The following is a 24,299-nucleotide window of genomic DNA, read 5'->3' as shown; positions in this document are numbered from 1 at the left end:
CAGGGTATACAACCTCAATCTTCCTCCAAAGGTTAGCGCAGCTCTGGTGACACATATTTTTGATCTATTGGACCTGTGTATTCGGCACGCGGACGAATCAAACGGTTATTTTCATACTGCTCCAAAATGTGTGCAGTCCACCCCGATACACGGCTCATAGCAAAGATAGGAGTAAACAGATCTCTCTTAACACCCAGCTGGGTATACACGGAAGCAGAATAAAAATCCACATTCGGTTTCAAGCCTTTTTGCCCTGTTACAATACTTTCAATTCGAACTGACATATCAAACAACGTAGTGTCGCCATTCATTTCTCCCAGCTCACGAGACATTTTGTGCAAATGCTTGGCACGTGGATCACCGTTTTTATAAACACGATGTCCGAAACCCATGATTTTTTCGCGGTTATCCAGTTTGGCCTGAATATAAGAGTCCACCTGATCCAAACCGCCAATCTCCTCCAGCGTTTTGGCAACAGCCTCATTGGCTCCACCATGCAACGGTCCTTTTAAAGCCCCGATGGCAGATGTGATCCCAGAATAAATATCTGATAAAGTGGCTACCGTTACACGCGCAGCAAAGGTCGAAGCATTCAATTCATGATCGGCATGCAGCACGAGAGCTTGATTGAACGCTTTAATAGCCGTCTCCTCCGGATCCTTGCCAGTCAGCTGATACAGAAAGTTTTCAGCAATGGAAACATTTTTTTTAGGCGCAATTGGTTCCAAGCCTTCACGTATACGTGCTATGGCTGCCACAATTGTGGGCAATTGCGCCTGAAGCTTGACGGTTTTTGTCACATTGGACTCCCTTGACATATCATCCGCCTCTGGGTCATACAAAGCTAGAGACGATACAGCTGATCTCAAGGCAGCCATCGTGCTCAATTCTTTCGGGTATAACTTTAACTGAGTAATAATTTCATCCGGAATAGCAGCATATTCGCTTAACTGGCTGCGAAGCTCCTGCAATTGCTCTTGGTCAGGTAACTTCCCAAACCACAACAAATAAGCTACCTCTTCAAAATCGGCGTTAACAGCCAAATCATCAATGTTATAACCCCGGTACGTGAGAACGCCATCTACGATAGAGCTTATGGAGGAAGTGGTCGCTACGATCCCTTCCAGACCTTTAGTCGCTGTCATCGTTACATCTCTCCTTTGTAAAAACATTGTGAACGGACTTGCAATGTAAACATTTTCAAAAGTAAGATATGCCTTTTAAATAGCTGAGTAATGTTAACGCCATATGTCAATATTTAAACCTTCTTTCACTATACTGGATTTTGTCGTTTATGTGAACATTGAGGGCTATTCCAACACATTCAAATGTTTTATCGCATCAATAAAGAAATTTTTGAAACCCCTTACAAAATATATGAGCTCATTTGCACTTTTTTACACAGGTCTTGTCTTACCCTCTTCCCGCATAAGTATAGTAGAGCACAGATCTTAAGGGATACCATCGAAAAGAAAGGAGGCGTGGGAGCTTGAGCCGATTAATCCTGAATCGCATATTTCGTGCTCTATGGGTCGTAATCGTGATTGTAGCTCTGTTGCTGGGCATATATGTGCTATTCCCTCTCGTTTATCCTTTTCTATTCGCCTGGCTTGTGGCCTATGCTATGAATCCACTGGTCGTTTTTTTGCGCAACAAGGCTCGGATGCCACGTTGGGCGGCTGTCACGGTCTCATTATTTGTATATTTAGGCGGAATCGCGATCATCCTGTCTGCTGCAATCACCCGCATAGTTCGAGAAGTGATTAAGCTGGCCATGACTTTTGACGGGCATATCGAGCGTTTCAAAAGCCTGTTCATAGATTGGACTCAAAGTGATTTGATCCAAAATATAATTATTGAAATCAACCATTTTATTCGGGATAATCCAGATTACCAACACACCATTAACAGCAATATTGATAAAACGACTCAAACCGTCAGTTCGGCTGTTACTACACTAGTCGGTCAATTTTTTAATGGGGTTTTGAATCTGCTAACCTCTCTGCCTAATATGGGAGCGGTGCTAATGGTTATTGTATTAGCGGCCTTTTTTATCAGTAAGGATTGGGACCGACATAGTCGATTACTTTCGAATACGGTTCCTGATACGATCCGCAAACCGTTGTCAGATATTTGGCACGATCTGCGTAAAGCATTATACGGCTATTTGCGTGCCCAGTTTATTGTCATTTCCATAACGGCATTAACGGTCATCATTGGGTTGTTCATTTTGCGTGTGGAATCAGCCTTTACCATCGGTTTGATGATCGGGCTGGTGGACTTGTTACCTTATTTAGGGGTTGGCATTGTGATGATTCCGTGGACACTGTATGCATATATGTCAGGTAATTTGGCACTAGGGGTTGGATTGTCAATCCTATACGCCATCCTATTGATTGGACGGCAGATCGTGGAGCCTAAGGTGCTGGCCAGCAGCGTGGGATTGAACCCGCTTCCCACCCTCATCGGGATGTTCATCGGGCTCAAGCTGTTTGGCGTTTTAGGACTCATTATTGGACCTGTATCACTCATCGTTCTTGATGCACTGAATCGCGCGAATGTCATTCAGGACTTGCGCAACTATATTCTTGCCGGAAGAGTCCGTTAGGTCAGAGATTGGGGATAGCGGCGGCGGCAGTTAAAAGCGTCGAAACGTAATACTGCCGTTTTTCATTTTCTTCTCCAGCCATTTCAATAAGAAACGACGGTACAATACTCGTGTCAAAGGAAACACCAATGTAAAGCCAATAATATCTGTTAAAAATCCGGGGATAAGCAGCAAACTCCCGCCGAAAAACACACATAATCCATCCAGCATTTTACGGCCAGGCATTTGCCCCCGGTTCATTTCATTTTTGGCATCGGCAATCACCTTGCGCCCTTCAAATTGCATCATGGCAGCGCCAATCAACGTCGTCAGAATAATGAGCAGAATGGTCTTGCCCGCTCCGATCCAGTGACTTACCCATATAAACCCGTACAGCTCCGCCAACGGAATGAGCAGCAGCAACAGCCACAGACGTTTACGCATCATCACGGCTCCTGTCCCTCCCCGCCTGTAAAAGCAGACCTTAACGCAGTGTACAGCTCAGGCAGTGCCTGATCGAGCCGAACGGGCTTCCAGTCGGTGTTCAGCCACACGTGTCGTGTCGTTCCCGTGACCAGCAGTTCTCCTGGTAGTGTATCACCCTCTGTCCATACCTTTCCCACATTCCTTTGGTGCTCCTCATCCGTTACCCGTCGAACCTCATAGGTGTAGTTCAAACGTAGTCTGGAGAAGTCCGTGATAGCAGTATAAACCGTAATTAAATCATCATATCGAGCAGGACTCGCATATTTCGCATTGATTTCAATAACTGGCAGCATAACGCCTCGATCTTCCATACTCCGATAGTTAAAACCCGCCTGTCGGATCATTTCCGTACGCCCGATCTCAAACCAGTTTAAGTAATTCGCATGATACACGACCCCCATCTGGTCGCTTTCCTGATAACGGACACGTAGAGGCGCTCCATACCATCGTAATTGCGTTTGTTTCTCCTCTTGAGTCATACAAGCTCTCCTATCTTTGTGCATCTTTATCTCTATTTTGCCCTCTCTCCATTAAACCATATTTACCGCCTGGGAACAAAAAGAGGGCCGAACCCAATCGGTTCCACCCTCACATAACATTAATATGATGACTTTATTATTGCGGCAACGGCTTGGACAGTTTGTAATATCCACTTTCCGAAGCCAGTTTCAGCAAGCTCTTCGCCTGACTTCCCGCCCAAGCATAACCAAGTCGTCTTTCTTCACTTATTTTCATAATGTCCGTATACTTTTTGCCATCTCGGTCCGAGAAGAAATACTTATTGTCCTCCACATTGTAGAAACGATACCACATCACGCTTGATGCATCCTTTTGGAAAAACTCCGGACCTTGACGATTGTATTTCATACCGTCGATCCGATTCGTGTCAAACCATTTCAAGGCACTCTGAGCTGCTTTTTTCACCTCAGCTGTCTGCGGTTGAGACATCAAGAAGGCCGTAATACCTACCGATTCCGTAGTTGTTTTGGAAGCAAGCTCGAATGCTCGCGCAGGTACAGATTCATAAGTAAACGGATCATGCTGTGCTCCCCAAATCGTTGGCGTGCCATTGTTTACAATTTGAGCTTTAAGTGTATATTGTACACCTTTATTCAGAGCCTGCTGGAGTCTGGAGCGATATGTATTATCAAGAATATCGCTATCAAACGGCTGCCTTTTATTCACAATGTCATCTGCCAGTACCATCACTCTAACCATTGCATCATCGTTGTAGGTTGCAGCATCAGAATAATTACCGCGTTTAGGGTATACCTGTGGCCAAGCACCCGAGGAATATTGAGAGGTTAGTACGAAGTCAATTGCCTTTTGAACACTATTCTTAATGTCTTTATTTTTAGTTTTTTTGTATACATCCGCTAAAAAGCGAATCTCAGTTGTCGTGGCCTCGTTATCAAACGTTCCAAGTTCAACACCATCCTTGCTCTTCCATGTAGAGCGCGCTGCCTTGCCAACCCATTTGGATTTATAATTCTTTTCCATCGCTTTGAAAAATCCGCCATGCGGCAATTGCCACGATACAATATTCAAGGCAAGCGTAGTGTCCTTGGATGTATTCCCAGTGGAAAATTTACTAAAATCACGATACTTGTCCAGCAAACTACTCACATTCACAGTGGCCATTGGAACAATAGCATTTTTGTAAACGTTTGCATCGTTATATACGGCTTGGGTAACACTAGTGCCCGCATCAGTCATATCCTGCTCTGCTGCTGCCCATGAAGGGTTAATAAGTCCCGATGTTAAGGTAATAGCCATGCCAGAAAAGGCGATCCATTTGACAGTTTTTTTAACGTTAAACCTCATTCCAAGTCTCTCCTTTTAATTGGATTGTGGTGATTCAAGAACTATTAAACACATGTATTATATGAAAATATAGCCAAATAATCAATATATTTTATTATATACAAATATAAGAGTTTATTAAACTAATAAAAAAACATCTTACTAATACTAGCTTAGTAAGATGTTTTATCCTGCTTCATATTTATAACAAATCGTCAAACTGTGCGGCTTATCCAAAGCGACCCATGATGTACTCTTGAGTCAGCTCGTTTTCAGGATTTGTGAATATATCGTTCGTTTTCCCATGTTCAACCAAGCTTCCGACATAAAAATAAGCAGTATAATCGGAAATCCGTGCAGCCTGCTGCATATTGTGCGTTACAATCACAATTCGCAGCTCTTTTTTCAATTCGGTAATAAGCTCTTCCACCTTGCCTGTAGACACAGGGTCCAGCGCGGAAGCCGGTTCGTCAAGCAATAGAATTTTCGGCTCTACGGAAAGGGCACGTGCAATACAAAGCCGTTGCTGTTGCCCACCAGACAGAGCGAGAGCAGAATCGTGAAGACGATCCTTGACCTCATCCCATAATGCCGCCTTGCGCAGGCTGCTTTCGACGATTTCATCAAGCTGCTTCTTTTTGCGCACTCCGCGATATTTGGGGCCAAAGGCAATGTTATTATAAATCGATTTGTAAAAAGGATTCGGCCGCTGCCATACCATGCCAATTTGCTGACGCAGCTTGATCACGTCTGTCTCCGGCGCAGTCAAATCCTGTCCATCCATCCAAATATGTCCGGTTGTTGATGAAGATGCAATTTCATCATTCATTCGGTTAAGGGAACGCAAAAAGGTCGATTTACCGCAGCCGGAGGGCCCAATCAAGGCGGTCACGGTCTGCTCTGGAAAGGCTAAGTTTACTTTTTTCACAGCCTCAAAGCTTCCGTAATAAATACTCAAATCCTCGGTACTAAACGGGTGCGGATGCTGTTCCGCAAGTTGTTTTGAATGCGTAGACTGAACGGATGTTGCTGGTGAGGCGGTTTTTGCCGTTCGTGTAATCACATGTTCCATTATTCTCCATCCCCTCTCTAGTCCATACGTTTGGCTGCTGTCAGACGGCGATAGACGACTCTTCCGAACCATCTTGCACTCAGGTTAAAGACCAGTACGAGCAGTACCAACACTGCGGAAGCGCCTGCGGCGATATCCTTGGAGTCAGGAGCAATACCTTCACTGTTGACCTTCCAAATATGAACAGCCAATGTTTCAGCAGGCCGCATCGGATTAATAGGTGATCTGGCATGCAATGGATTCCAATCGGTAAAATCAAGCGGCGGCGTACTCATCCCTGCTGTAAACAGCAACGCGGCGGCTTCCCCGAAAATGCGGCCTGCGGCCAAGATGGTCCCCGTAATCAAGCTCGGCAGCGCAGCTGGCAACAAAATGGAGGTGATGATTTTCCATTTGGACAACCCAAGCGCAAGTCCCGCTTCCTTTTGCTCTTTTGGCACTGCACGGAAAGCCTGCTCCGTTGTGCGAACCATCAGCGGCAGATTGAATACGGCCAAAGCCAGAGCCCCAGACAAAAGGGAAAAACCAAAATCAAACGTATTGACGATAAGTAATAGTCCAAACAATCCAATCACAATCGACGGGAACGAGGACAATACCTCGACGACAAGTCGGATGAAGTCCGTAATTTTCCCCGGCTTTGCATATTGCGCCATGTAAATACCAGCGCCCCAGCCGATTGGAATGGTGATAATCAAAGTTAAAATTAGCAAAAATACAGAATTAAATAATTGCGGGCCAATCCCGCCACCTGCGCGTAACGTTTGGGGAGCACTGGTTAGAAAGTCAAAAGAAATATGACTGACTCCGCGGGCCAAAATGAAGCCCAGTAATCCTACCAAAAGTGCAACAATGAACAAGGCGAAGAAACAGATTACAAATGTAGCGATCTTATCGGTCGTTTTAGCTTTTATCAAACCCGGTTTCTCCTTTCAAGCAGCCTTACTAGCAGTACGAAAATAAATGTCATAAGCAAAAGGACAAGCGCCATGCTCCAGAGTGCATTGTTATGAATGGAGCCCATCGCTGTATTGCCCATGCTAAGTGTAATGACGCTGGTCAAGGTCGAAGCGGATTCCAGCAAGGAATGCGGTATGTGCGGTGCATTCCCAATAACCATCTGTACAGCCAACGCTTCTCCGAAGGCACGAGCCATACCGAGAATAACTCCTGTTAAAAGAGCAGGTAGCAGCGTCGGAATAATAACACGGGCAATCGTCTGCCAGCGGGTAGCCCCCAACGCATAAGAGGATTCACGCAGACCCCCTGGCAAGGAAGACAACGCATCTGCCATAATACTCGTAATCGTCGGCAAAATCATAACCGACAGCACCAGGCAACCTGCGAGAATGCCGATGCCTTGTCCCCCGAACACGTTTCGCAGCAACGGAACGATTACAGTCAGACCGACAAAGCCATAAACAACCGATGGAATGCCGGATAATAATTCAATGGCAGGCTGAAGGATCCGTTTACCCGATTTCGGCACGATTTCCGTCATAAATAAAGCTGCGCACAAGCTAAGCGGACTGGCAATTAAGGCCGCTAATATGGTTACGGCAAAAGAACCTGTAATGAACGGCAGCGCGCCGAAGGAATTGGGCTCGCCATCCGGGCTCCATTTGGTACCAAAGAAAAATTCTTGCAGACTGACTCCATTCACCGCAAATGTAGCTACACCTTTGGAGGCAACAAAATATACAATGGAGACAATGACTGCAACTAAAAAAACGACACAAACCGACGTATAGATGCGGCCGGTCCATTCTTCCCAGTAATGTCTTTCTTTCATAACTCGGGATCGTTTATTCTGTTCCATGTATGCCTTCCCTTCAATTGGTTCCATACTGTAACTCCTTTAACCGAAGAATAGAGGCCGGACGCTAGTCCGCCTCTTCTTCGTGAATATACTCGCGTTAGCTGTGTTCATCCGAACAGGAGCTAACCTCTCCTTATTTCGTGATATTGCCGTCAGCATCACGTTTCACTTGCATACCTGATACTGGAATGTATCCCAAATCTACAACGTCTGTTTTTTGGATTTCATCAGACAGAATGTAGTCCAGAAATGCTTTTACATGCTCTTTTGGCTCACCCTTGGTGTACATATGCTCATATGCCCACACTGGATATTTGCCTTGTTCTACATTTTCAACGTTAGCTTCCACACCGTCGTATTTCAAAGCAGTAACTGTGTTGTCGATGTAGGACAAAGCCAGGTAACCAATCGCACCAGGTGTTTCAGCAATCAGCTTTTTCACAGTACCAGAGGAATCTTCTTGAATGGAGCCTGGCAGATCTTCTGTTTTTTGTCCCAGTGCGTATTTTTCAAAGGTAGCACGAGTACCGGAGCTGCTTGGACGGTTCACAATTACGATCTTTTGATCTGCACCGCCAACTTCTTTCCAGTTCGTAATTTTACCTGTAAAGATTTGGACCAGTTGATCTTTCTTCAGGTCTGTAACGCCTACTTTAGGATTCGCTACCGCTGACATAGCTACAACAGCTACTTGGTGATCGACCAGTTCTTCTGCGCCGCTCTCCAGTTTTTCTTTTGCAAACACGTCAGAGTTACCGATATCCGCTTGTCCGCCGGAAACCTGAGTCAAGCCAGTACCGCTACCGCCGCCCTGCACTTGAACTGCAATGCCTTTATATTTATCGACAGCCATAAATTTTTGTCCCGCTTGCTCTACCAATGGTTGAAGCGCAGTGGAGCCAACAGCCAGAATGTTACCTGTCAGTTCAGCAGCTGCTTTATTGTCTGTTCCTGCAGCAGCATCTCCTTGTGGTGCAGCATTGTTACCTGATCCGCAAGCTGCAAGTGCAAATACCATGGTGAGAGTCATCAGAATGAACGGCCATTTTTTCAACATTTTTTATTGTCCTCCCCTTATTTAAGTGACGGTTTTTTATTTATGACCATCAACACTTTTACATTGTAGGCTTGGAATGTTAGACGAACGACTTGGTTTTGTAAAACAAATATAAAATATTGATAGATAAATTATTTTTCGGTATATAATTAATCTATAGTGTAAATTCACGCATGAATATCAAATAAGGAGAGCTGTTCAATTCTATGAATATATTAAAATTGCGCATCTTAGTGCTGATCGACAAGTTTCATAAAGCGACGGAAGTAGCTGAAACTTTGCAGATCAAACAGCCCACCGTCAGCTTTCATATGAAAAGTCTGGAAAAGGAAATGGGTGCAACTTTGTTCTCTCTTCAACAAGGTAGAATTATGCTGACCGAGGCTGGTAAAAAAATGCTCCCATACGCAAAGCAGATTCTCTCTCTAGAGCAAGACGCCAGACAAGCTGTAGATGAGCTGACAGAACAATCACAGGGTCAACTACATTTGGGTGCAGAGTCGATTTCGGGCATGTATCTTCTCCCGGCCATCGTGGCTGAATTTGCTCAGCAGTATCCAAAATGTCGTATTCAGCTAGAGATCCAATCTCCGGATGTAATCAAGCAGCTACTGAAAGAGGGAGACATTGATTTTGCTTTTCTCGATGATCGAGAATCTCTCCTGGAGAACACGGTCGCAGAACCAGTGGCTTCAGATCAGGTGGGGATTATCCGAGCGGCATCAGCAAAGACATCCAAGTCGCTGGATATCAATGGGACCGATACGCTGGACAAGCACATGTGGGTAAAATATAGCGGAGCATCTGTGGTAGATTCCTATTCCTCGCTAGTTAGTTCCCATCTGGAAATCAATTCTTGGGAAGTAGTAAAGCAAGTGGTCGGTGGCGGAGAAGCGCTTGCCTTCTTTCCTGCCTGCGGAATTCGTAGCGAGGATCATACTGCCCTCTCAGTGGAATGGCTTCCTTATCCCGAAGCTGACAGCAATAAGAGCCACTATCAAATAAACATGGTGTACTCACAAGATATGCACATGAGCAAAATGCAACAGGCATTCCTTGATTTTATACGGCGAGGAGAAATGAGAATTAGCTAACAAAAAAAGAGCATCCAAGTCTTATAAGACCTGAATGCTCTTTTACTTATTGCAACGAGTAGATACCGACCCTGTATTACTTCGGGGGGACTACAATTACGCTTGTGCTGGAACGCAACTGATTTTGATCAGGTTCGTGGAACCGGAATCACCAAGAGGTACGCCTGCTGTGATTACAACCAAATCGCCCTCTTTAACGAGGCCAGATTTGCGACCGCCTTCCAGCGCATTGTCAAACAGACTGTCTGTTGTATCAACGATTGGTCTGCCTTGCACTGCATGTACGCCCCAGATTAGAGCCAAGCGGCGAACAGTTCTTTCCTGTGTTGTCACAGCGATAATCGGAGCTTCCGGACGGTATTTAGAAATCATACGCGCCGTTGTACCGCTTTGAGTGGATGTCAGGATTGCTTTGGCATGCAGATCAAGTGCCGAAATAGAAACGGATTGGCTGATTGCTTCTGTAATACTAATCTCTTGAGCCGTTCTTTGTTTTTTGAACAAATCACGGTAGTTCAGAGAAGATTCAGCTTTTTCTGCAATACGGGACATCGTCAATACAGATTCTACCGGGTATTTACCCGCAGCAGTTTCGCCAGACAGCATAATTGCATCTGTGCCGTCGAAAATAGCATTGGCTACGTCACTTGCTTCCGCACGAGTCGGACGCGGGTTACGTTGCATGGAATCCAGCATTTGTGTTGCCGTAATAACAGGTTTGCCAGCTACATTACATTTGTTAATCATCAATTTTTGCGCCAGAGGCACTTCTTCAGCAGGAATTTCCACACCGAGGTCACCACGGGCAACCATCAGGCCATCGGAAGCCTCCAAAATCTCATCCAGGTTGTCAACACCTTGCTGATTTTCAATTTTGGAAATGATTTGAATGTGACTTGCATTGTGCTTCGCCAACAATTCACGGATTTCCAGTACATCACTTGCTTTACGAACAAAAGAAGCTGCGATGAAATCAATGTCCTGCTCAATACCAAAAATGATATCATTCGCATCTTTCTCCGTAATACCAGGCAATGAGATAGCAACGCCTGGAACGTTAACGCCCTTCTTGCTTTTGATCGTTCCGCCATTGACAATGCGGCATTTGATTTCAGTGCCTGATACTTCAATAACGGTGAGTCCGATCAGACCATCGTCGATCAGAATGGTGGAGCCGGGCTCCACGTCCGAGGGAAGATCCTTGTACGTAATGGAGATACGATCTTTCGTACCGAGAATTTCTTCCGTTGTCAGCGTAATGAACTCGTCCTGAACAAGCTCGATAGGTTCAACTTCGAGCTTTCCTGTCCGGATTTCCGGCCCCTTCGTATCGAGCAAAATAGCAACATTTTTGTTAAGCTCCTTACAAGCTTGACGGATGTTTTTAATCCGGTTGCCATGCTCCTCGAAATCACCGTGAGAGAAATTCAGGCGGGCTACGTTCATACCAGCCATAATCAGTTTCTTCACATTTTCCAATGATTCACTGGAAGGACCGATGGTACATACAATCTTAGTTTTGCGCATTTGGGTTTTTCCTCCGTTTTCAAAGGTGCTACTCTTTATATCTTTTTCCAACAATTAAATCTACTACACTTTTTCCTATTTGTATAGGAAGTTCGTCATATTTATTGTTACCCGTTTCCAGCGTATTACAACATAGGCTCAGATTCCGAGGGCTTTAATAAGGTGTATTGGCCTATTTTCCGGAATTTTTGATATCTGTCTTCTCTCAATTCATCGCAGCTCATATTCGCCAGGTCTGCCAAATGACGTTCCAGTAACTCCTTGATTGCGGCAGCAGTCACTTCATAGTTACGATGTGCGCCCCCTTTCGGCTCTGGCACAATATCCTCGATAATCTCCATGCGCAGGAGATCATTAGCGGTGATTTTCATGGCTTCAGCCGCCTGATCCGCCTTGGAAGCATCTTTCCATAGAATTGAAGCTGCGCCGTTTGGAGAAATGGCCGAATAAATGGCATGTTCCAGCATCAGCACACGGTTACCCACTGCAAATGCAAGCGCACCGCCGCTTCCACCCTCGCCGATGACCACACAAATAACAGGCACCGAAAGCTTTGCCATCTCCCGCAAATTGCGGGCAATCGCTTCCGATTGACCTCTCTCCTCTGCTGTATTACCCGGATAAGCGCCCTTCGTATCAATAAATGTAATAATAGGACGTTTAAATTTTTCAGCCTGCTGCATCAGACGCAAGCCTTTACGGAATCCTTCCGGATGTGCACTACCAAAAAAACGAGCAATATTATCTTTCGTATCCTTACCACGCTGCTGGCCAATGACGGTCACCGGAATACCATTTAGCTTGGCAATCCCGCCTACAACCGCCAGATCGTCACCGAACAAGCGGTCGCCATGCAATTCAATAAAGTCCGTAAACACCTGTTCGATCAAATCAAGGGATGTTGGCCTTTGATGATGGCGGGCCAGATGCATCTTTTGCGATGCTGTAATGTTCGTATATATCTCTTCTTCCATCTGGAGATAACGTTCTTCCAGGCGGTTAATTTCATCTGTAAAATCAATTTGCTTATCCTGTCCGAATTGCTTGAGTTCTTCGATCTTCTGTCGCATCTCGACCAGGGGCTTTTCATAAGGCAATTCGCCAGCCATTTATTCCTCCCCTTTCACACTGTGCAGATCAAGCAATTGCCCAAGGGTATCACGCAGCTCCTTGCGGTGTACAACCATATCCAATTGTCCGTGCTGCAAATTAAATTCGGAAGTTTGGAAATCATCCGGCAGCTTCTGTCTGATGGTCTGCTCAATTACAATACGCCCTGCAAAACCGAACACAGCACCTGGCTCTGCGATAATAATATCTCCAAGCATAGCAAAGCTGGCGGAGACTCCACCTGTAGTCGGATCAGTGATCACAGAAATATAAAGTAATCCCTGCTCGTCCAAGCGAGCGAGAGCAGCACTTGTTTTGGCCATCTGCATCAGGCTCAAAATACTCTCCTGCATACGTGCTCCACCGGATGTAGAGAAGATAATAAGCGGCAAGCGCTTCTCAATCGCCTGCTCGATGGCGCGAGTAATTTTCTCTCCTACGACCGAGCCCATGCTGCCTGTAAAAAAGTCAAAGCTCATCACCGCTACGACAACAGGAATCCCATGAATAAGGCCGTCGCCCGTAACGACAGCCTCGCGCAGGCCAGATTTCAGGGTCTGTTGCTCCAACTTACTTGCATATCCCGGAAAATCCAGCGGGTCCACCGAAATCATATCGGCATCATATTCCGTAAACGTGTCTTCGTCGAGCACCATGCGAATGCGATCCATCGCATTCAAACGCATATGGTATCCGCACACCGGACACACTTTTAAATTTTTCTCCAACTCTTTGCTGTATTGAATGCTTCCGCACTTGCCACATTTGGTCATAAGACCTTCGGGAATTTCCCGTTTGGGACGATCCGGCATGTCCGCTTGATCGCCGCTCAGCGCCCGTTCCGAAGGGATGGTCGCGTATTTACGCTTCTTTTGGAATAAATCTTTAAACACAACTACACCTCTCCAGCCGTTTATTTGTCAGCCGTAACCGATACAAGCTCCTCTGCCGTCGATGCGGCACCTCTAAGCATTATGTTCATACACACGTCAACGCCTGTTCATACAACATTACCGCCGATCGTGCATCCTTTGTTCCATTCATGCTGTTGTATCACTTCCGCCGTTCCGGACTCAAGGGCGCAAAATCGAATTAAGCACTTCCTGTATTTCTTCGACTTCACCCGAAGGCACAAGTATCTCAAACTGTTGCTTGGATGCACTGATGGCCCGGGTCTGCACCATAAAACCTTCTTCAGACAGTTTGAGCTTAATCATGTCAGCCAGTCTGGCCGTCGGTGCAATATATATCACCGTCCACATGCCTTGTTTCTACCCCCTAAGCCTCAAGTTTTGAGCCCATATAATAGACTCATGATAACATACCTTACTTTTTTCCCGCAACAAAAGCCCTCCTGATCATTCAAGTTCCGTCGGAGGGCCTAGACAATCTTCAACTCTGTTACATAGGTCAATTAAGCATCCAATGACGCAGGATAATGCTTGGCATGAAGGCTCCGATGAGCAATACGCGAAGAAGCTGCGGCAGCCAGTCCAGCGACAAGATCATCTAAAAACACATGAATGCCACTGCCTTTTTGGTTCAACTTTTCTATAATCCCAATCTTTTCCTTGTCTAAATACCCAAAGCTGGTTAAGCCGATCATGCCGTACACACTCGTAATGCCAAGAGCCATCGTCTCGTCTACTCCGTACAACGGTTCGTCTGCCTCCATGATAGCTTGCAGGGGCTGGGGGAGAAGTTTCTTCTCGGCTAGTTCATCAAGTGCAATACCTGTGAGCAACGTATATTGAACCTCACGCTTTTGCAAAACCGCTTTGACACTGTCTACACATTCTTCCATAGTCAAACGAGGATAATATTTTAGCTGAAGCTGATAAACAATGTCCGCAATGGACTCGATACGGATGCCTCTGCGATTTAACAAGGCTTCTGCATATTCATAGGACATCATATCCCCCCGCTTTCACCATGCAGTTCTATTCTTCCACCGTGCGGGACCTTAAGGTGCAGGGTACGTGTTGAATCCCCTGTTCCGCCAGTTTTCCAAGTGTATGCGAAAGGGGAGGGAAATGTTCATAAAACCGTTACAACAAGGGCCAATTGCTGTGGCCCGATCATTTGACTTTCACCGTGCCTATACCTAACATCGACTCCATTTGGTCAAACAGCTGAGGTGAGGGCTTAATGCTGTAGGCATCGCTCAACGCTAGCAGTCGCTGGCTGCTCTCGTAAAAGAGTACGGTTGGCACAGCACCGGGGTGCTCCTGCAGCAGCGCCTTGAGGCTGACCAGCAAGCTGGCGTCCTCCTCGGCTTGGCGGGTGATTTTGACAAACACCCGCTGACGGGCGGGCGATTCCGAACCGCGCGAGGACGAAGCCTGCTCAACATGAGCCGCTTCGCCTCCGCGTTGGGAAGGAGTCGACACAGGACGAGCTGCCTTCTGCTGCGGCGACACTGATGTAGCGACTGCCGAAGCCGAGGGCGACACACGCGGTGCTCTGCCGCCTGGGCTGCCAGCAGCGGGCACGGAAGCTCCAGTGGCTGCGGATGAACGCGCACTGGCACGCCGGCGCTGGAGGAGCCGTGCCAGCGTATCTTCCGCTAGCGGAGCTGCCTCATCTGCCAGCAGCTTGAAGTGCTCGTCCTGCTGCTGCATCTTGGCACGAAGTGCAAGCAAGGCTCCCTTTTCAATCCACTGCTGGCTTCGCTTCCAAACTTCAGGGAACAGCACAACCTCACAGCGCTCAATCTGATCCTCCAGTTCAATGAAAGCCATGGCCTTTCCCTGCTTGGTCGTAATCGTCTTGAGTGACACCACCATGCCTGCGGTCACAATAACCGTTTCATCTGGGACATCGCTCAGCTCCATCAGACGATCCGCCTGACTGCTTTCCAGCAGCGACTCAAAATCATCTAACGGATGCCCGGACAAATACAGTCCCAGCAATTCGCGTTCCATCTCTAATTGCTGGCTGGAACTAAATGGGGGTACATTCGGATATTCGATGTCCCAATTGGGCATTTCTACAAACCCAAACATATCAATTTGCAAATCGTCACGTTCTTTACGCCATTTGGCAGCTGCATCTACCGTCTCATCCAACATAGCAAGCAGCTGTGACCGATGACCTGTCAATGAATCAAATGCCCCTGCCTGAATAAGCGATTCAATTACTCTCTTATTGCATACTCTCAAATCGACGCGTCGACAAAAATCGAGCAAACTGTCAAAAGGGCGCTCTTTGCGAACAGTAAGAATGCTTTCCATTGCTTGTGTACCAACATTTTTAATTGCAGCTAGTCCAAAACGGATATCCCCCTGCTGTAATGGGGTAAACAGCACTCCACTCTCATTCACATCAGGCGGCAACACTGCAATATTCATGCGACGGCATTCGACAACATATTCAGCCACTTTTCGGTGACTTCCCATTACGGCTGTCAGCATGGAAGCCATGAATTGTACCGGATAGTGAGCCTTAAGATAAGCCGTCTGGAATGCTAGCACACCATAAGCAGCGGCATGGGCACGCGGAAAACCGTAGTCGGCAAAACGGACGATCATATCGTAAACCCTTCCAGCTTCCTCCTCCGTGTAGCCCTGCTTGATACTGCCATCGACAAAATGGCCACGTTCCCGATCCAGCACCTCACGCTTTTTCTTGGACACCGCGCGACGCAGCAGATCAGCTTCTCCCAGGGAAAAGCCAGCCATACGTGAAGCAATCTGCATGATCTGCTCCTGGTACACAATAATACCGTAGGTGTCCTTTAAGATCGGTTCAAGATCAGGATGCGGATAAGAAATCTCGATCTGTCCGTGCTTCGCCTGTATAAAGTTAGGAATAAAGCCCATCGGACCCGGACGATACAAAGCCACGACAGAAATGATATCTTCGAAAACATTTGGTTTCAAATCCTTGAGCACCCGGCGTATACCAGCCGACTCCAGCTGAAACACACCTCCTGTATCCCCTTTACCCAGTAATTCATAGGTATGCGGGTCATTATCGGGAACACAGTCAAAATCAGGTGTTTCTCCATGTTGTTCTGCAATCCAGCGCATACACCGTTCTATAATGGAGAGTGTACGCAGTCCGAGGAAATCCATTTTCAGCAACCCAATGCGCTCCAGATTTTCCATCGAGTATTGCGTCAGAGGAACCCCTTCACTCCCCTCTTGCAGCGGAACTGCATCAGTCAATGGAGTCCGCGAGATGACGACACCTGCCGCATGTGTCGAAGCATGACGAGGCATTCCTTCTACTTTGATCGCCATATCCAGCAATTCACGTGTCTTGGGCTTCGTGTCATACAGTGCCTTCAACTCGGGGGTGATCTCCAACGCATGCCGGATATTAATGCCAAGCTGAGCTGGAATCAACTTGGCCGCTTTGTCCACCTCGCCATACGGTACATTCAATGCTCGGCCCACATCCCGGACTGCGGCTCTAGCTGCTAACGTACCAAAGGTAATAATTTGCGCTACATGCTCATTTCCGTACTTCTGTACTACATAGTCGATAACCTCATCGCGGCGTTCATCGCTAAAATCAATATCTATATCCGGCATACTGATCCGTTCAGGGTTGAGGAACCGTTCAAATAGTAGATTGTATTTCATCGGATCGACATTCGTGATATTAAGCACATAGGCAACCAAACTCCCTGCTGAGGACCCCCGCCCCGGTCCTGTTGCAATTTTATGCTTATGAGCAAAAGCAATAAAATCCCATACAATCAGGAAGTAATCGCTGAAGCCCATGCTGTCAATCGTATTCAATTCGTAGCTCAGCCGCTGGTCCAGTCTTTCCCGCTCCTCCGGCTGCTCCCATGCAGGATCGCTTCTGTAGCGATGTTCCAGCCCTTGCACGCACAGACTGCGCAAATAGGACGAAGATGTCATGCCTTCCGGCAAAGGGCGATATTCAGGCAAAATAGATTGACCGAATTCCAGCTCCAGCTCGCATTTCTCAGCAATACGCACCGTATTGGCGATGGCTTCTGCTACATGTGGAAATAAACGAGCCATTTCCTCCTGATTTTTCAGATACAACTGGCGTGTTGGTATCCGCAAGCGCTCCTCATCGTCAACGGTTTTCCCTGTCCCGATACAGATCAGGACATCTTGGACGTCAGCATCCGGCTCAGTTAAGTAATGTACGTCATTCGTCGCCACTAGCGGAATATCCAGCTCCTTCGCCAATGCGATCAATTGAGGATTTACGCGTTTTTGTTCCGACAGACCATGATCCTGAAGCTCCAGATAAAAATCATCGCCAAAAATGCTGCGGTATCGTTCCGCTGCACGTCGTGCCTCGGCTTCCCGTCCATGCAGCAAAAGCTGCGGCACTTCACCGCCCAAGCATGCGCTCAGGCATATGATGCCTTCATGATGGGCAGCCAAAGCGTCCATGTCGATGCGCGGCTTATAGTGAAAGCCCTCCAAATGACCCATGGAGCACAGCTTCATCAGATTTTGATAGCCTGTTTTATTTTTGGCGAGCAAAATTAAATGATATATGGGCTGATCCTTCCGGCTGCCACGCTCCTTGCGCGACCCTGCCGTCATATAAGCCTCACACCCGATAATCGGCTTAATGCCGTTCTCTACACATGCTCTATAAAAAGGAATGGCACCGTACATGACCCCATGATCTGTAAGGGCCAGCGCCTTCATTCCGTAAGCTGATGCCTGTTTGACCAATTCCGCGGTACGAGCCGCGCCGTCCAGCAGGCTGTACTCGCTGTGAACATGCAAATGCACAAATGAACTCATGCGCTTCTCTTCCCTTCACCGCTTGATTTTCTTCAAACTATTTTATCATATCCGCGTTAGTAGCGCCCATAGAATAAAAGTACAGACCCGGGCGGACAAGCGCGGTCCTGATTCGTATACTTAAGGAGGAAAAGAGCATGAGCACTTTTATATCCAAAGCGATTCTCGACTTCTTCATTGCCTTCGGCATCGTGCTCGGAGGAGCCATGCTCGGAGGAATGGGAGCTGTCGTATCGCTTCAGCCACCTACCCAGACGATGCTGGAGGTTGCCGGCAGGATTAAAATATGGGCGCTTGCCGCCGCTGTAGGGGGAACGATGGACCCGATCCGGGTCATTGAGAGCAATATGTTGGATGGTAATTTGTCACCTGCCATCAAGCAGATATTGTATTTGATTTTCGCTTTTTTAGGCGCTCATATGGGTGCAGAGCTGGTCAAGTGGGTATGCGGCAATGGACGGTCGTGAGGTGAAACGACTATGAGAGTTCCCCCCTTTGAGCGCCTGCGCCCTTTTATGCAATTATCCTCCGTTTTTGTCCTCGGTATGATTACGGGAGGAATGATCTATAATGCGATCTGGCATGCCAGCTTTAACCAGCTGTGGACGAACAACCAGGACCTGCAATTTAAGCTTCAGCAAGCCGAAGAGGACAACAAAACATTGCGTAAATACAGCAAGCGTCAAACGGTTGTCAAAGAGATTAAACTGATCGCGGAGGAAGCTTCGGCTGAAAAAATTGATGCGATTAACCTGAAAGAGCTTCTTCGCCGCGTCAGTCGTGATCTGGAGGTGCTGCGGGGCAGAGATATGTTCGAGATTGATTCTGACAGCAAGCTGGTACGTATGCTGCTGAACCAAAAAAAATACACCGTTCGTGACAAGGAGTATACAATCCAGGTCAAAACGATGCTTGTCATGGAAGGCGTGCTGCAAATTTGGCTTGAGGCCAAAGAAAGACTGCCTCAAAGCCACTAAGTCGATCTTACTTAGCTTCACTTCCTGCTTCAACCAGAGGTAGATTAACCGTGTTCAATAGATTGAAGCGTCATCACAGCTTTGCACACCAAATGATTTTCCCGAGAAATCGCAATTTCCAGCTTGCAGGTGCGGCGACTCATCTCAAGTAGCAATGGACGAAGAACGACAGCATCCTCAATCTGTACCGGTCGAATAAAATAAGTCGTCAAATTATCCAGCACATAATCCTTGCCGCTCATATCTCTAGCTGCCCGGTAACCCGCTTGTGTCATCACGTTGACCAGTACGCCTTCCGAGATCGTCCCTAAATTAGTAGCCATCTGTGGAATGATAAAACCGCGAAAGAATAATGATCCGTCCTCATTGCGCTCCTCAGCAAATCCGTTCCAGATCAACTGGTCGAACGTTTCGCCCAGCTGCGGCTGCTTTTGCGCGTTACGCAGTGCTTCCAGCACCTCACGCCGTGTAACGGACCCGAGCAGCTTACGGTTGCGGTCCACGACTGGCAAGTAATCTACACCTTCCCACGCCATCATTTGAGCGGCAGAAGCCAGCGAGGTCTGGTAAGTGACCGTGATTGGGTTACGGATCATACATTTATCCATCGTATGTTCAGGTTGAAGCCCTTCCACGTCTTTACGGCTGACGATCCCTATCAAACGATTCCATTCATCCACTATGGCAAAATGATGATGTCCAGTAGTCGCCGATAGCTCCTCAAATTCGGTAAGCGTGCTGTTGATTTTCAAGGTCAGCGTCTTCGGTTTGCTTGCCGCAATGTCTTCAACCAACATAATCTTCTTTTTGATCAGGCGATCAAATATCGCTCTATTAATCATAGAAGCCACCGTAAAAGTATCATGGCGCGAAGAAATAATCGGCAGACTAATCTGGTCTGCAAGCTGCTTAACCTCCCGACTCGTACCGAACCCCCCGGTAATCAGCACACCTGCTCCCTGCTCCAGTGCAAGCGAATGTGCATCCTCCCGGTTACCTACGATCAGCAAACTGCCTGCGTCAATATAACGAGCCATCGCTTCTTCACGCATCGCCCCGATCACATACTTGTGCAACGGTTTCTCCAGTCCCTCGCTTCCGCCCAGCACATGTCCCTCTACAATATTCACTACATCCGCAAAGGTCAGTTGCTCAGACAAGCCGCGTGGACGCTTCTCCACGCGTACTGTTCCGATCCGTTCCTTGGTTATGACAATTCCCAAATTTTCTGCTTCTTTCACAGCCCGATAGGCCGTGCCTTCGCTTACGCTCATTTCTCTAGCCAACCTGCGTACAGAAATTTTGGAGCCTATTTTCAACTGCTCGATATGACGCAATAACTGCTCATGCTTCGTAACTGTTTCATCTAGCCCGTCCAACTCTGTTACACCCCCAACGTTCAATCTGTATCATTCTGTATCTATTATACCACAAAATCCCTTTGTTTTAGACCCTCGTCATTAAGATATCTTTTGCTTGGAAATAGCAAAAAAGCGACCCCTCTTGTTACAAGGGACCGCTTCATAACTAGGTTGATTTGAAATTTAAGAGCATAAGCTTCAGGCAAACTGAAAGAATATCTTACAGCGTATTTCCCTTATCAGCTTTATTATCCCATTTCATCTGCCACTGCTGCATTTTGGCCCGTCGCACACGCTCCAGCGTTTTGCGTTTTTCCTCATCCACACCCAGCAAAAAATGCAGGTTCGCTCCGATGACAAGTAACGCAAAAAGTACCCAGACCACCCCAAAGCCGTTGACCCAGTTCAATCCACCTGCCAGCGAGATGCGCGGTAATGCGACCAAAACCATAGCCAATGCAATCAGTGTGTACAAACCGTGTTTCCATTTCTTAAAAGAACCCAATCGTATCCCTTCCTCTCCCTGTGACTCTATGTATCTAGTCTATGAGAGGACAGGAAGGAATATGAGACAAACTTACATAGACGAACCGTACAAATGTTGAAGACTGTCTGCAATAATCTTATTCACGTCCTCAATAATCACACTCAGGCGGCGTTCAGCGTCGAACAGACGACGGATGTTAAGGTTCAAGCTGAGTACCTCGAACATTTTTTCCATCTTTTCCATCTCTTCCTGTGCCGGCATATCGCCGCTCATCATCCGCTGTTGTACTTCCATTTGGCGTTCACGGAAATCGTCGAGCATTTTCTTGGCTTCCGGATCCGTTTCAATCAGCTTCATTGCTGACGTAATTTCCTCTACCTCTTTGCTTTCCTTCAATGCTTTCGCTAAATCATGGGCTTTGTCATAGATATTCATGATTGTTCATTCCTCCATTACAAGTTTTGTGTCAACATTTCACATTGTCCGTCAATCACCAAGGTATATATGTCCTCATATGATGAATCAGTGCTATTACAGCCCATTCACGTTTCCCGTTACTTTCAAGACATCAAGTTGCTGCCCGGAAGGAGATCCACGATGTCCATCAAAAAAACAACGATTCAAATCATCGGATCGGGCATCTTGCAGGATGACGTACTCATGGTCGGCGAGTCCCTGCTTCGCAAATGGAAGATATCCGCAGGCCACCCCGTTCAGCTCGCCTTCGGTTCGTTCCGCCAAGAGGTTACCGTCATATCGGTACCCCGATACAGCGGTCTACGCGTGGGAAGCGTGCTGGCCCGAAAAATGGGGCTTCATGCCAATCATGCCAGTTGTGATCTGCGAGTAACCTACAACCGAGGCCGCCGGACACTTCGAGTGGGCCCACTTATTAGCGTGCTGGTTAGTCGGGACTATCCCGAACAGCCCGACAAGCCTTTCGGGTCGATCACCCTGTTCTGCCGTGAACTAGTCGGGGAATGCCGCAGACAAGGAGCATATGTGTATTTCTTCACCCCGGAGCATATCGGAAGTCAGCCCGGGCGAGTTCAGGGATGGGTATATGACGGTGACTGGAAAAAGACGGTCATGCCTGCTGGCGATGTCGTCAATAACCGGCTCACCTCCCGTAAACTCGAGAACAGAACTAGCGTACAGCATTTCATGAAAGAAGTAAAATCGCAGTACGGCACGGCCATTTTTAATGAAAAGTTTTTGGATAAAAACGAAGTGTTTGATGCGCTCAAATCTAATTCTTCCCTGCGAAAGTATTTACCCGAGTCTCACTTGCTGCAAACCCTTGCTGTTTTAAAAAAAATGTGCAACCAGTATCCCTCTGTTTTTGTCAAACCCGTGCGCGGAAGCCTTGGTAAAGGCATTATGCGCATTAACAAGCAAACCGACGGTACCTTTACGGTGCTATCCACAACAGCGGGCACTCCCCGTAAGCAAACATACGCCAACGTCGACAAACTGTACAAAAGCTTGGCGGGGAAAATGAAATCAACACGTTTTCAGCTGCAGCAAGGTCTTACCTTGATTGATCACGGTAAGCGTCCGGTCGATTTTCGCGCGCTTGTACAAAAAAACGCGTCTGGAAACTGGACCGTAACCTCCATTGTCGCTCGGATCGCCGGAGGCAGCCACTTTGTATCCAATCTGGCAAGAGGTGGTACGCTCAGTACAGTCAAAGAAGCACTGGCCAAAACCACGCTGCCCGCAGCTGTTAAATCGAGTGGTCTTACCTCTCTCAAAACAGCAGCACTGGAGATCGCAAGCGGAGTAGAAAAAGCGATTCCCGCCCATTTCGCGGAATTTGGTATTGATTTGGCGATTGATAGCACGGGGCGTATCTGGTTGCTAGAGGTCAATTCCAAACCATCCAAAAATGACAATACGCCATTGAACGATCAGAAAACCCGTCCGTCCGTAAAAAAAATGATCGAATATTGCCGTTATTCAGCCGGATTCAAATGAATTTATCTTTTCCAGAGTCCAGCTGCCAAAGGAGCTGTTGTCGGTGTCCCTTGTTATGCCAGGCATGCTCGGCGTGCTTGTTAGCCGAAAGCAGGACGCTATTCCCCCTATTACAGAAGCTGATTACTGCCGCAGGCTAAGTTTGTTGGGCAGGCGCTCTGGTATTAGCGTAATGGCGTTTACCGCCGAAGGAGTTTCACCTGAAGATCAATCGATACAGGGTTATGTTTATCGTGCTGGAGTATGGACATTCGGCCGCTTTCCCTTGCCGGATATTGTTTATAACCGCTGTCTCCATGTCCATGAGAGCCTGAATGTCAAGCGCACACTGGAAGACATGGCGGAGCGAAAATCGCGCAAGCTCATCTACTGGTCGCGTAACTTGCCTGGCAAATGGCAGGTATATCGTGCTCTGCATACGGTAGATAAAGTGCGGCCCTTTGTACCGCCTACGGCCCCATACCGGGATACGACCCAGCTTGTGGAGTGGCTGCAACGCCATTCGGAGCTATTTATGAAACCACAGTCTGGAACCCATGGCAAGGGCACGCTGTATCTCCGACTGACGGAAGGTGGCCAAGGACTGTACGTACAAGGCAGGAACTCTCAAAACCGCCCGTTCCGTCGCTTGTTTTCTGAATTAGATGCAGGATTGTCATGGATCGACGGTATTGCACACAAACGCGCCTATATCGTGCAGCCTTATTTGAAATTAACAAGTCAAAGCAATCATCCCTTTGATGTTCGTGCACTCATGCAAAAGGACGGCAACGGTTGTTGGCGCCTGACGGGCTTTGCCGTGAGAGAAGGCAGAAAAGGAACTCTGACTTCCAATCTGCACGGTGGGGGGGAAGCCCATCCGGCAGAGCCATACCTTCGTGAACAATTTGGCGTGGACAGCACCCGTCGCATCATTGAGCAAATGATGGAGCTGTCCTTGACCATTACCGGAGCGTTGGAGAGACGCTATGGCCGCCTTGGCGAGTTGGGAATCGATTATGGTATTGATCAGAGTGGGAATATCTGGCTGTTGGAGGTTAATTCCCGTCCTGGTCGAGCCTCCTTTTTTCAGACTCGTCAGCCAAAGTCCGCTTTTCGGTCGGTCAACCGCCCGCTCGAATATGCTCGATATTTAATGACCCATTCCAAAGCGACAGGGCCAAAGGGCGCGGGCGCCTCCCTTGAACATACGGTATAG

Annotated in this window: 23 protein-coding genes; 6 read left to right on the top strand and 17 right to left on the bottom strand. The window is 47.4% G+C overall.

What is annotated here, in order from left to right:
• Positions 1–32 precede the first annotated feature (32 nt).
• Entirely contained in the window at positions 33–1,145 is a 1,113-nt protein-coding gene (citZ, locus tag FKV70_RS10410) for a citrate synthase (protein WP_142612792.1), read from the bottom strand.
• 344 nt (positions 1,146–1,489) lie between these two features.
• Here citZ and ytvI point away from each other — a divergent pair, with 344 nt between their 5' ends.
• On the top strand, positions 1,490–2,608 hold the full coding sequence (gene ytvI, locus FKV70_RS10405) for a sporulation integral membrane protein YtvI (protein ID WP_142612791.1): 1,119 nt from the start codon (positions 1,490–1,492) through the stop codon (positions 2,606–2,608).
• 30 nt (positions 2,609–2,638) lie between these two features.
• On the opposite strand, the gene FKV70_RS10400 is transcribed toward ytvI, so the two are convergent.
• The 7 genes from FKV70_RS10400 to FKV70_RS10370 all read right to left on the bottom strand — a co-directional run bounded on the left by FKV70_RS10400 (position 2,639) and on the right by FKV70_RS10370 (position 8,824).
• Positions 2,639–3,037 (bottom strand): FxsA family protein, encoded by a 399-nt coding sequence (locus tag FKV70_RS10400; RefSeq protein WP_081276763.1) that lies wholly within the window; start codon positions 3,035–3,037, stop codon positions 2,639–2,641.
• A complete protein-coding gene (locus tag FKV70_RS10395; protein ID WP_063213113.1) occupies positions 3,034–3,552 on the bottom strand; it encodes an acyl-CoA thioesterase in 519 nt (172 codons plus the stop codon). Before FKV70_RS10395 ends, FKV70_RS10400 begins: the two co-directional genes overlap by 4 nt.
• 136 nt (positions 3,553–3,688) lie before the next feature.
• Entirely contained in the window at positions 3,689–4,897 is a 1,209-nt protein-coding gene (pelA, locus tag FKV70_RS10390; RefSeq protein WP_142612790.1) for a pectate lyase, read from the bottom strand.
• A gap of 208 nt (positions 4,898–5,105) precedes the next feature.
• Positions 5,106–5,948, bottom strand: coding sequence for a phosphate ABC transporter ATP-binding protein PstB (pstB, locus tag FKV70_RS10385; protein ID WP_063213115.1), 843 nt, complete (start codon positions 5,946–5,948; stop codon positions 5,106–5,108).
• A gap of 17 nt (positions 5,949–5,965) precedes the next feature.
• Positions 5,966–6,862, bottom strand: a complete 897-nt coding sequence (gene pstA, locus FKV70_RS10380; protein WP_013309592.1) for a phosphate ABC transporter permease PstA — start codon at positions 6,860–6,862, stop codon at positions 5,966–5,968.
• Positions 6,862–7,794: a phosphate ABC transporter permease subunit PstC gene (gene pstC / locus FKV70_RS10375; RefSeq protein WP_142612789.1), complete on the bottom strand. Its 933-nt coding sequence runs from the start codon at positions 7,792–7,794 to the stop codon at positions 6,862–6,864. Before pstC ends, pstA begins: the two co-directional genes overlap by 1 nt.
• Before the next feature lie 106 nt (positions 7,795–7,900).
• Positions 7,901–8,824: a phosphate ABC transporter substrate-binding protein gene (locus FKV70_RS10370; protein ID WP_013370342.1), complete on the bottom strand. Its 924-nt coding sequence runs from the start codon at positions 8,822–8,824 to the stop codon at positions 7,901–7,903.
• 206 nt (positions 8,825–9,030) lie between these two features.
• On the opposite strand from FKV70_RS10370, the gene FKV70_RS10365 reads away from it, so the two are divergent.
• A complete protein-coding gene (locus FKV70_RS10365) occupies positions 9,031–9,918 on the top strand; it encodes a LysR family transcriptional regulator (RefSeq protein WP_142612788.1) in 888 nt (295 codons plus the stop codon).
• 96 nt (positions 9,919–10,014) lie between these two features.
• On the opposite strand, the gene pyk is transcribed toward FKV70_RS10365, so the two are convergent.
• The 6 genes from pyk to FKV70_RS10335 all read right to left on the bottom strand — a co-directional run bounded on the left by pyk (position 10,015) and on the right by FKV70_RS10335 (position 18,299).
• A complete protein-coding gene (gene pyk / locus FKV70_RS10360; RefSeq protein ID WP_063213118.1) occupies positions 10,015–11,445 on the bottom strand; it encodes a pyruvate kinase in 1,431 nt (476 codons plus the stop codon).
• 125 nt (positions 11,446–11,570) lie between these two features.
• Positions 11,571–12,554 carry an acetyl-CoA carboxylase carboxyltransferase subunit alpha gene (locus tag FKV70_RS10355; RefSeq protein ID WP_142612787.1) on the bottom strand — a complete coding sequence of 328 codons (984 nt, stop codon included), beginning with the start codon at positions 12,552–12,554 and terminating at the stop codon, positions 11,571–11,573.
• Positions 12,555–13,448, bottom strand: a complete 894-nt coding sequence (accD, locus tag FKV70_RS10350) for an acetyl-CoA carboxylase, carboxyltransferase subunit beta (RefSeq protein ID WP_063213120.1) — start codon at positions 13,446–13,448, stop codon at positions 12,555–12,557.
• A 180-nt stretch (positions 13,449–13,628) separates the two neighbouring features.
• Complete coding sequence (locus FKV70_RS10345; protein ID WP_007429680.1) at positions 13,629–13,817, bottom strand: hypothetical protein; 189 nt, start codon at positions 13,815–13,817, stop codon at positions 13,629–13,631.
• Positions 13,818–13,969: 152 nt separating this feature from the next.
• Positions 13,970–14,467: a phosphatidylglycerophosphatase A family protein gene (locus tag FKV70_RS10340; protein ID WP_063213121.1), complete on the bottom strand. Its 498-nt coding sequence runs from the start codon at positions 14,465–14,467 to the stop codon at positions 13,970–13,972.
• 166 nt (positions 14,468–14,633) lie between these two features.
• On the bottom strand, positions 14,634–18,299 hold the full coding sequence (locus tag FKV70_RS10335) for a DNA polymerase III subunit alpha (RefSeq protein WP_142612786.1): 3,666 nt from the start codon (positions 18,297–18,299) through the stop codon (positions 14,634–14,636).
• 137 nt (positions 18,300–18,436) lie between these two features.
• Between FKV70_RS10335 and FKV70_RS10330 the strand changes: the two genes are divergently transcribed.
• Both FKV70_RS10330 and FKV70_RS10325 read left to right on the top strand, forming a co-directional pair.
• Positions 18,437–18,766 (top strand): YtrH family sporulation protein, encoded by a 330-nt coding sequence (locus FKV70_RS10330; RefSeq protein ID WP_063213123.1) that lies wholly within the window; start codon positions 18,437–18,439, stop codon positions 18,764–18,766.
• Between the two features lie 12 nt (positions 18,767–18,778).
• The gene (locus FKV70_RS10325) at positions 18,779–19,276 is read left to right on the top strand and encodes a sporulation membrane protein YtrI (RefSeq protein WP_063213124.1); all 498 of its coding nucleotides are present in this window, start codon (positions 18,779–18,781) and stop codon (positions 19,274–19,276) included.
• 44 nt (positions 19,277–19,320) lie between these two features.
• Here the strand turns inward: FKV70_RS10325 and FKV70_RS10320 are convergent, their stop codons facing one another.
• The 3 genes from FKV70_RS10320 to FKV70_RS10310 form a co-directional block, all read right to left on the bottom strand.
• A complete protein-coding gene (locus tag FKV70_RS10320; RefSeq protein ID WP_063213125.1) occupies positions 19,321–20,655 on the bottom strand; it encodes a DRTGG domain-containing protein in 1,335 nt (444 codons plus the stop codon).
• Positions 20,656–20,857: 202 nt separating this feature from the next.
• Positions 20,858–21,142 (bottom strand): hypothetical protein, encoded by a 285-nt coding sequence (locus tag FKV70_RS10315; RefSeq protein WP_064796231.1) that lies wholly within the window; start codon positions 21,140–21,142, stop codon positions 20,858–20,860.
• Between the two features lie 72 nt (positions 21,143–21,214).
• A complete protein-coding gene (locus FKV70_RS10310; protein ID WP_064796232.1) occupies positions 21,215–21,559 on the bottom strand; it encodes a YlbF/YmcA family competence regulator in 345 nt (114 codons plus the stop codon).
• Positions 21,560–21,721: 162 nt separating this feature from the next.
• On the opposite strand from FKV70_RS10310, the gene FKV70_RS10305 reads away from it, so the two are divergent.
• On the top strand, positions 21,722–23,101 hold the full coding sequence (locus FKV70_RS10305; protein ID WP_142612785.1) for a YheC/YheD family endospore coat-associated protein: 1,380 nt from the start codon (positions 21,722–21,724) through the stop codon (positions 23,099–23,101).
• A 43-nt stretch (positions 23,102–23,144) separates the two neighbouring features.
• On the top strand, positions 23,145–24,299 hold the full coding sequence (locus FKV70_RS10300; RefSeq protein ID WP_142612784.1) for a YheC/YheD family endospore coat-associated protein: 1,155 nt from the start codon (positions 23,145–23,147) through the stop codon (positions 24,297–24,299).

The organism is Paenibacillus ottowii, from assembly GCF_006874425.1.
Classification (GTDB): Bacteria; Bacillota; Bacilli; order Paenibacillales; family Paenibacillaceae; genus Paenibacillus; species Paenibacillus ottowii.
Note: the sequence above shows the minus strand (reverse complement) of the source record. Positions and strands in the feature narration are given on the sequence as shown.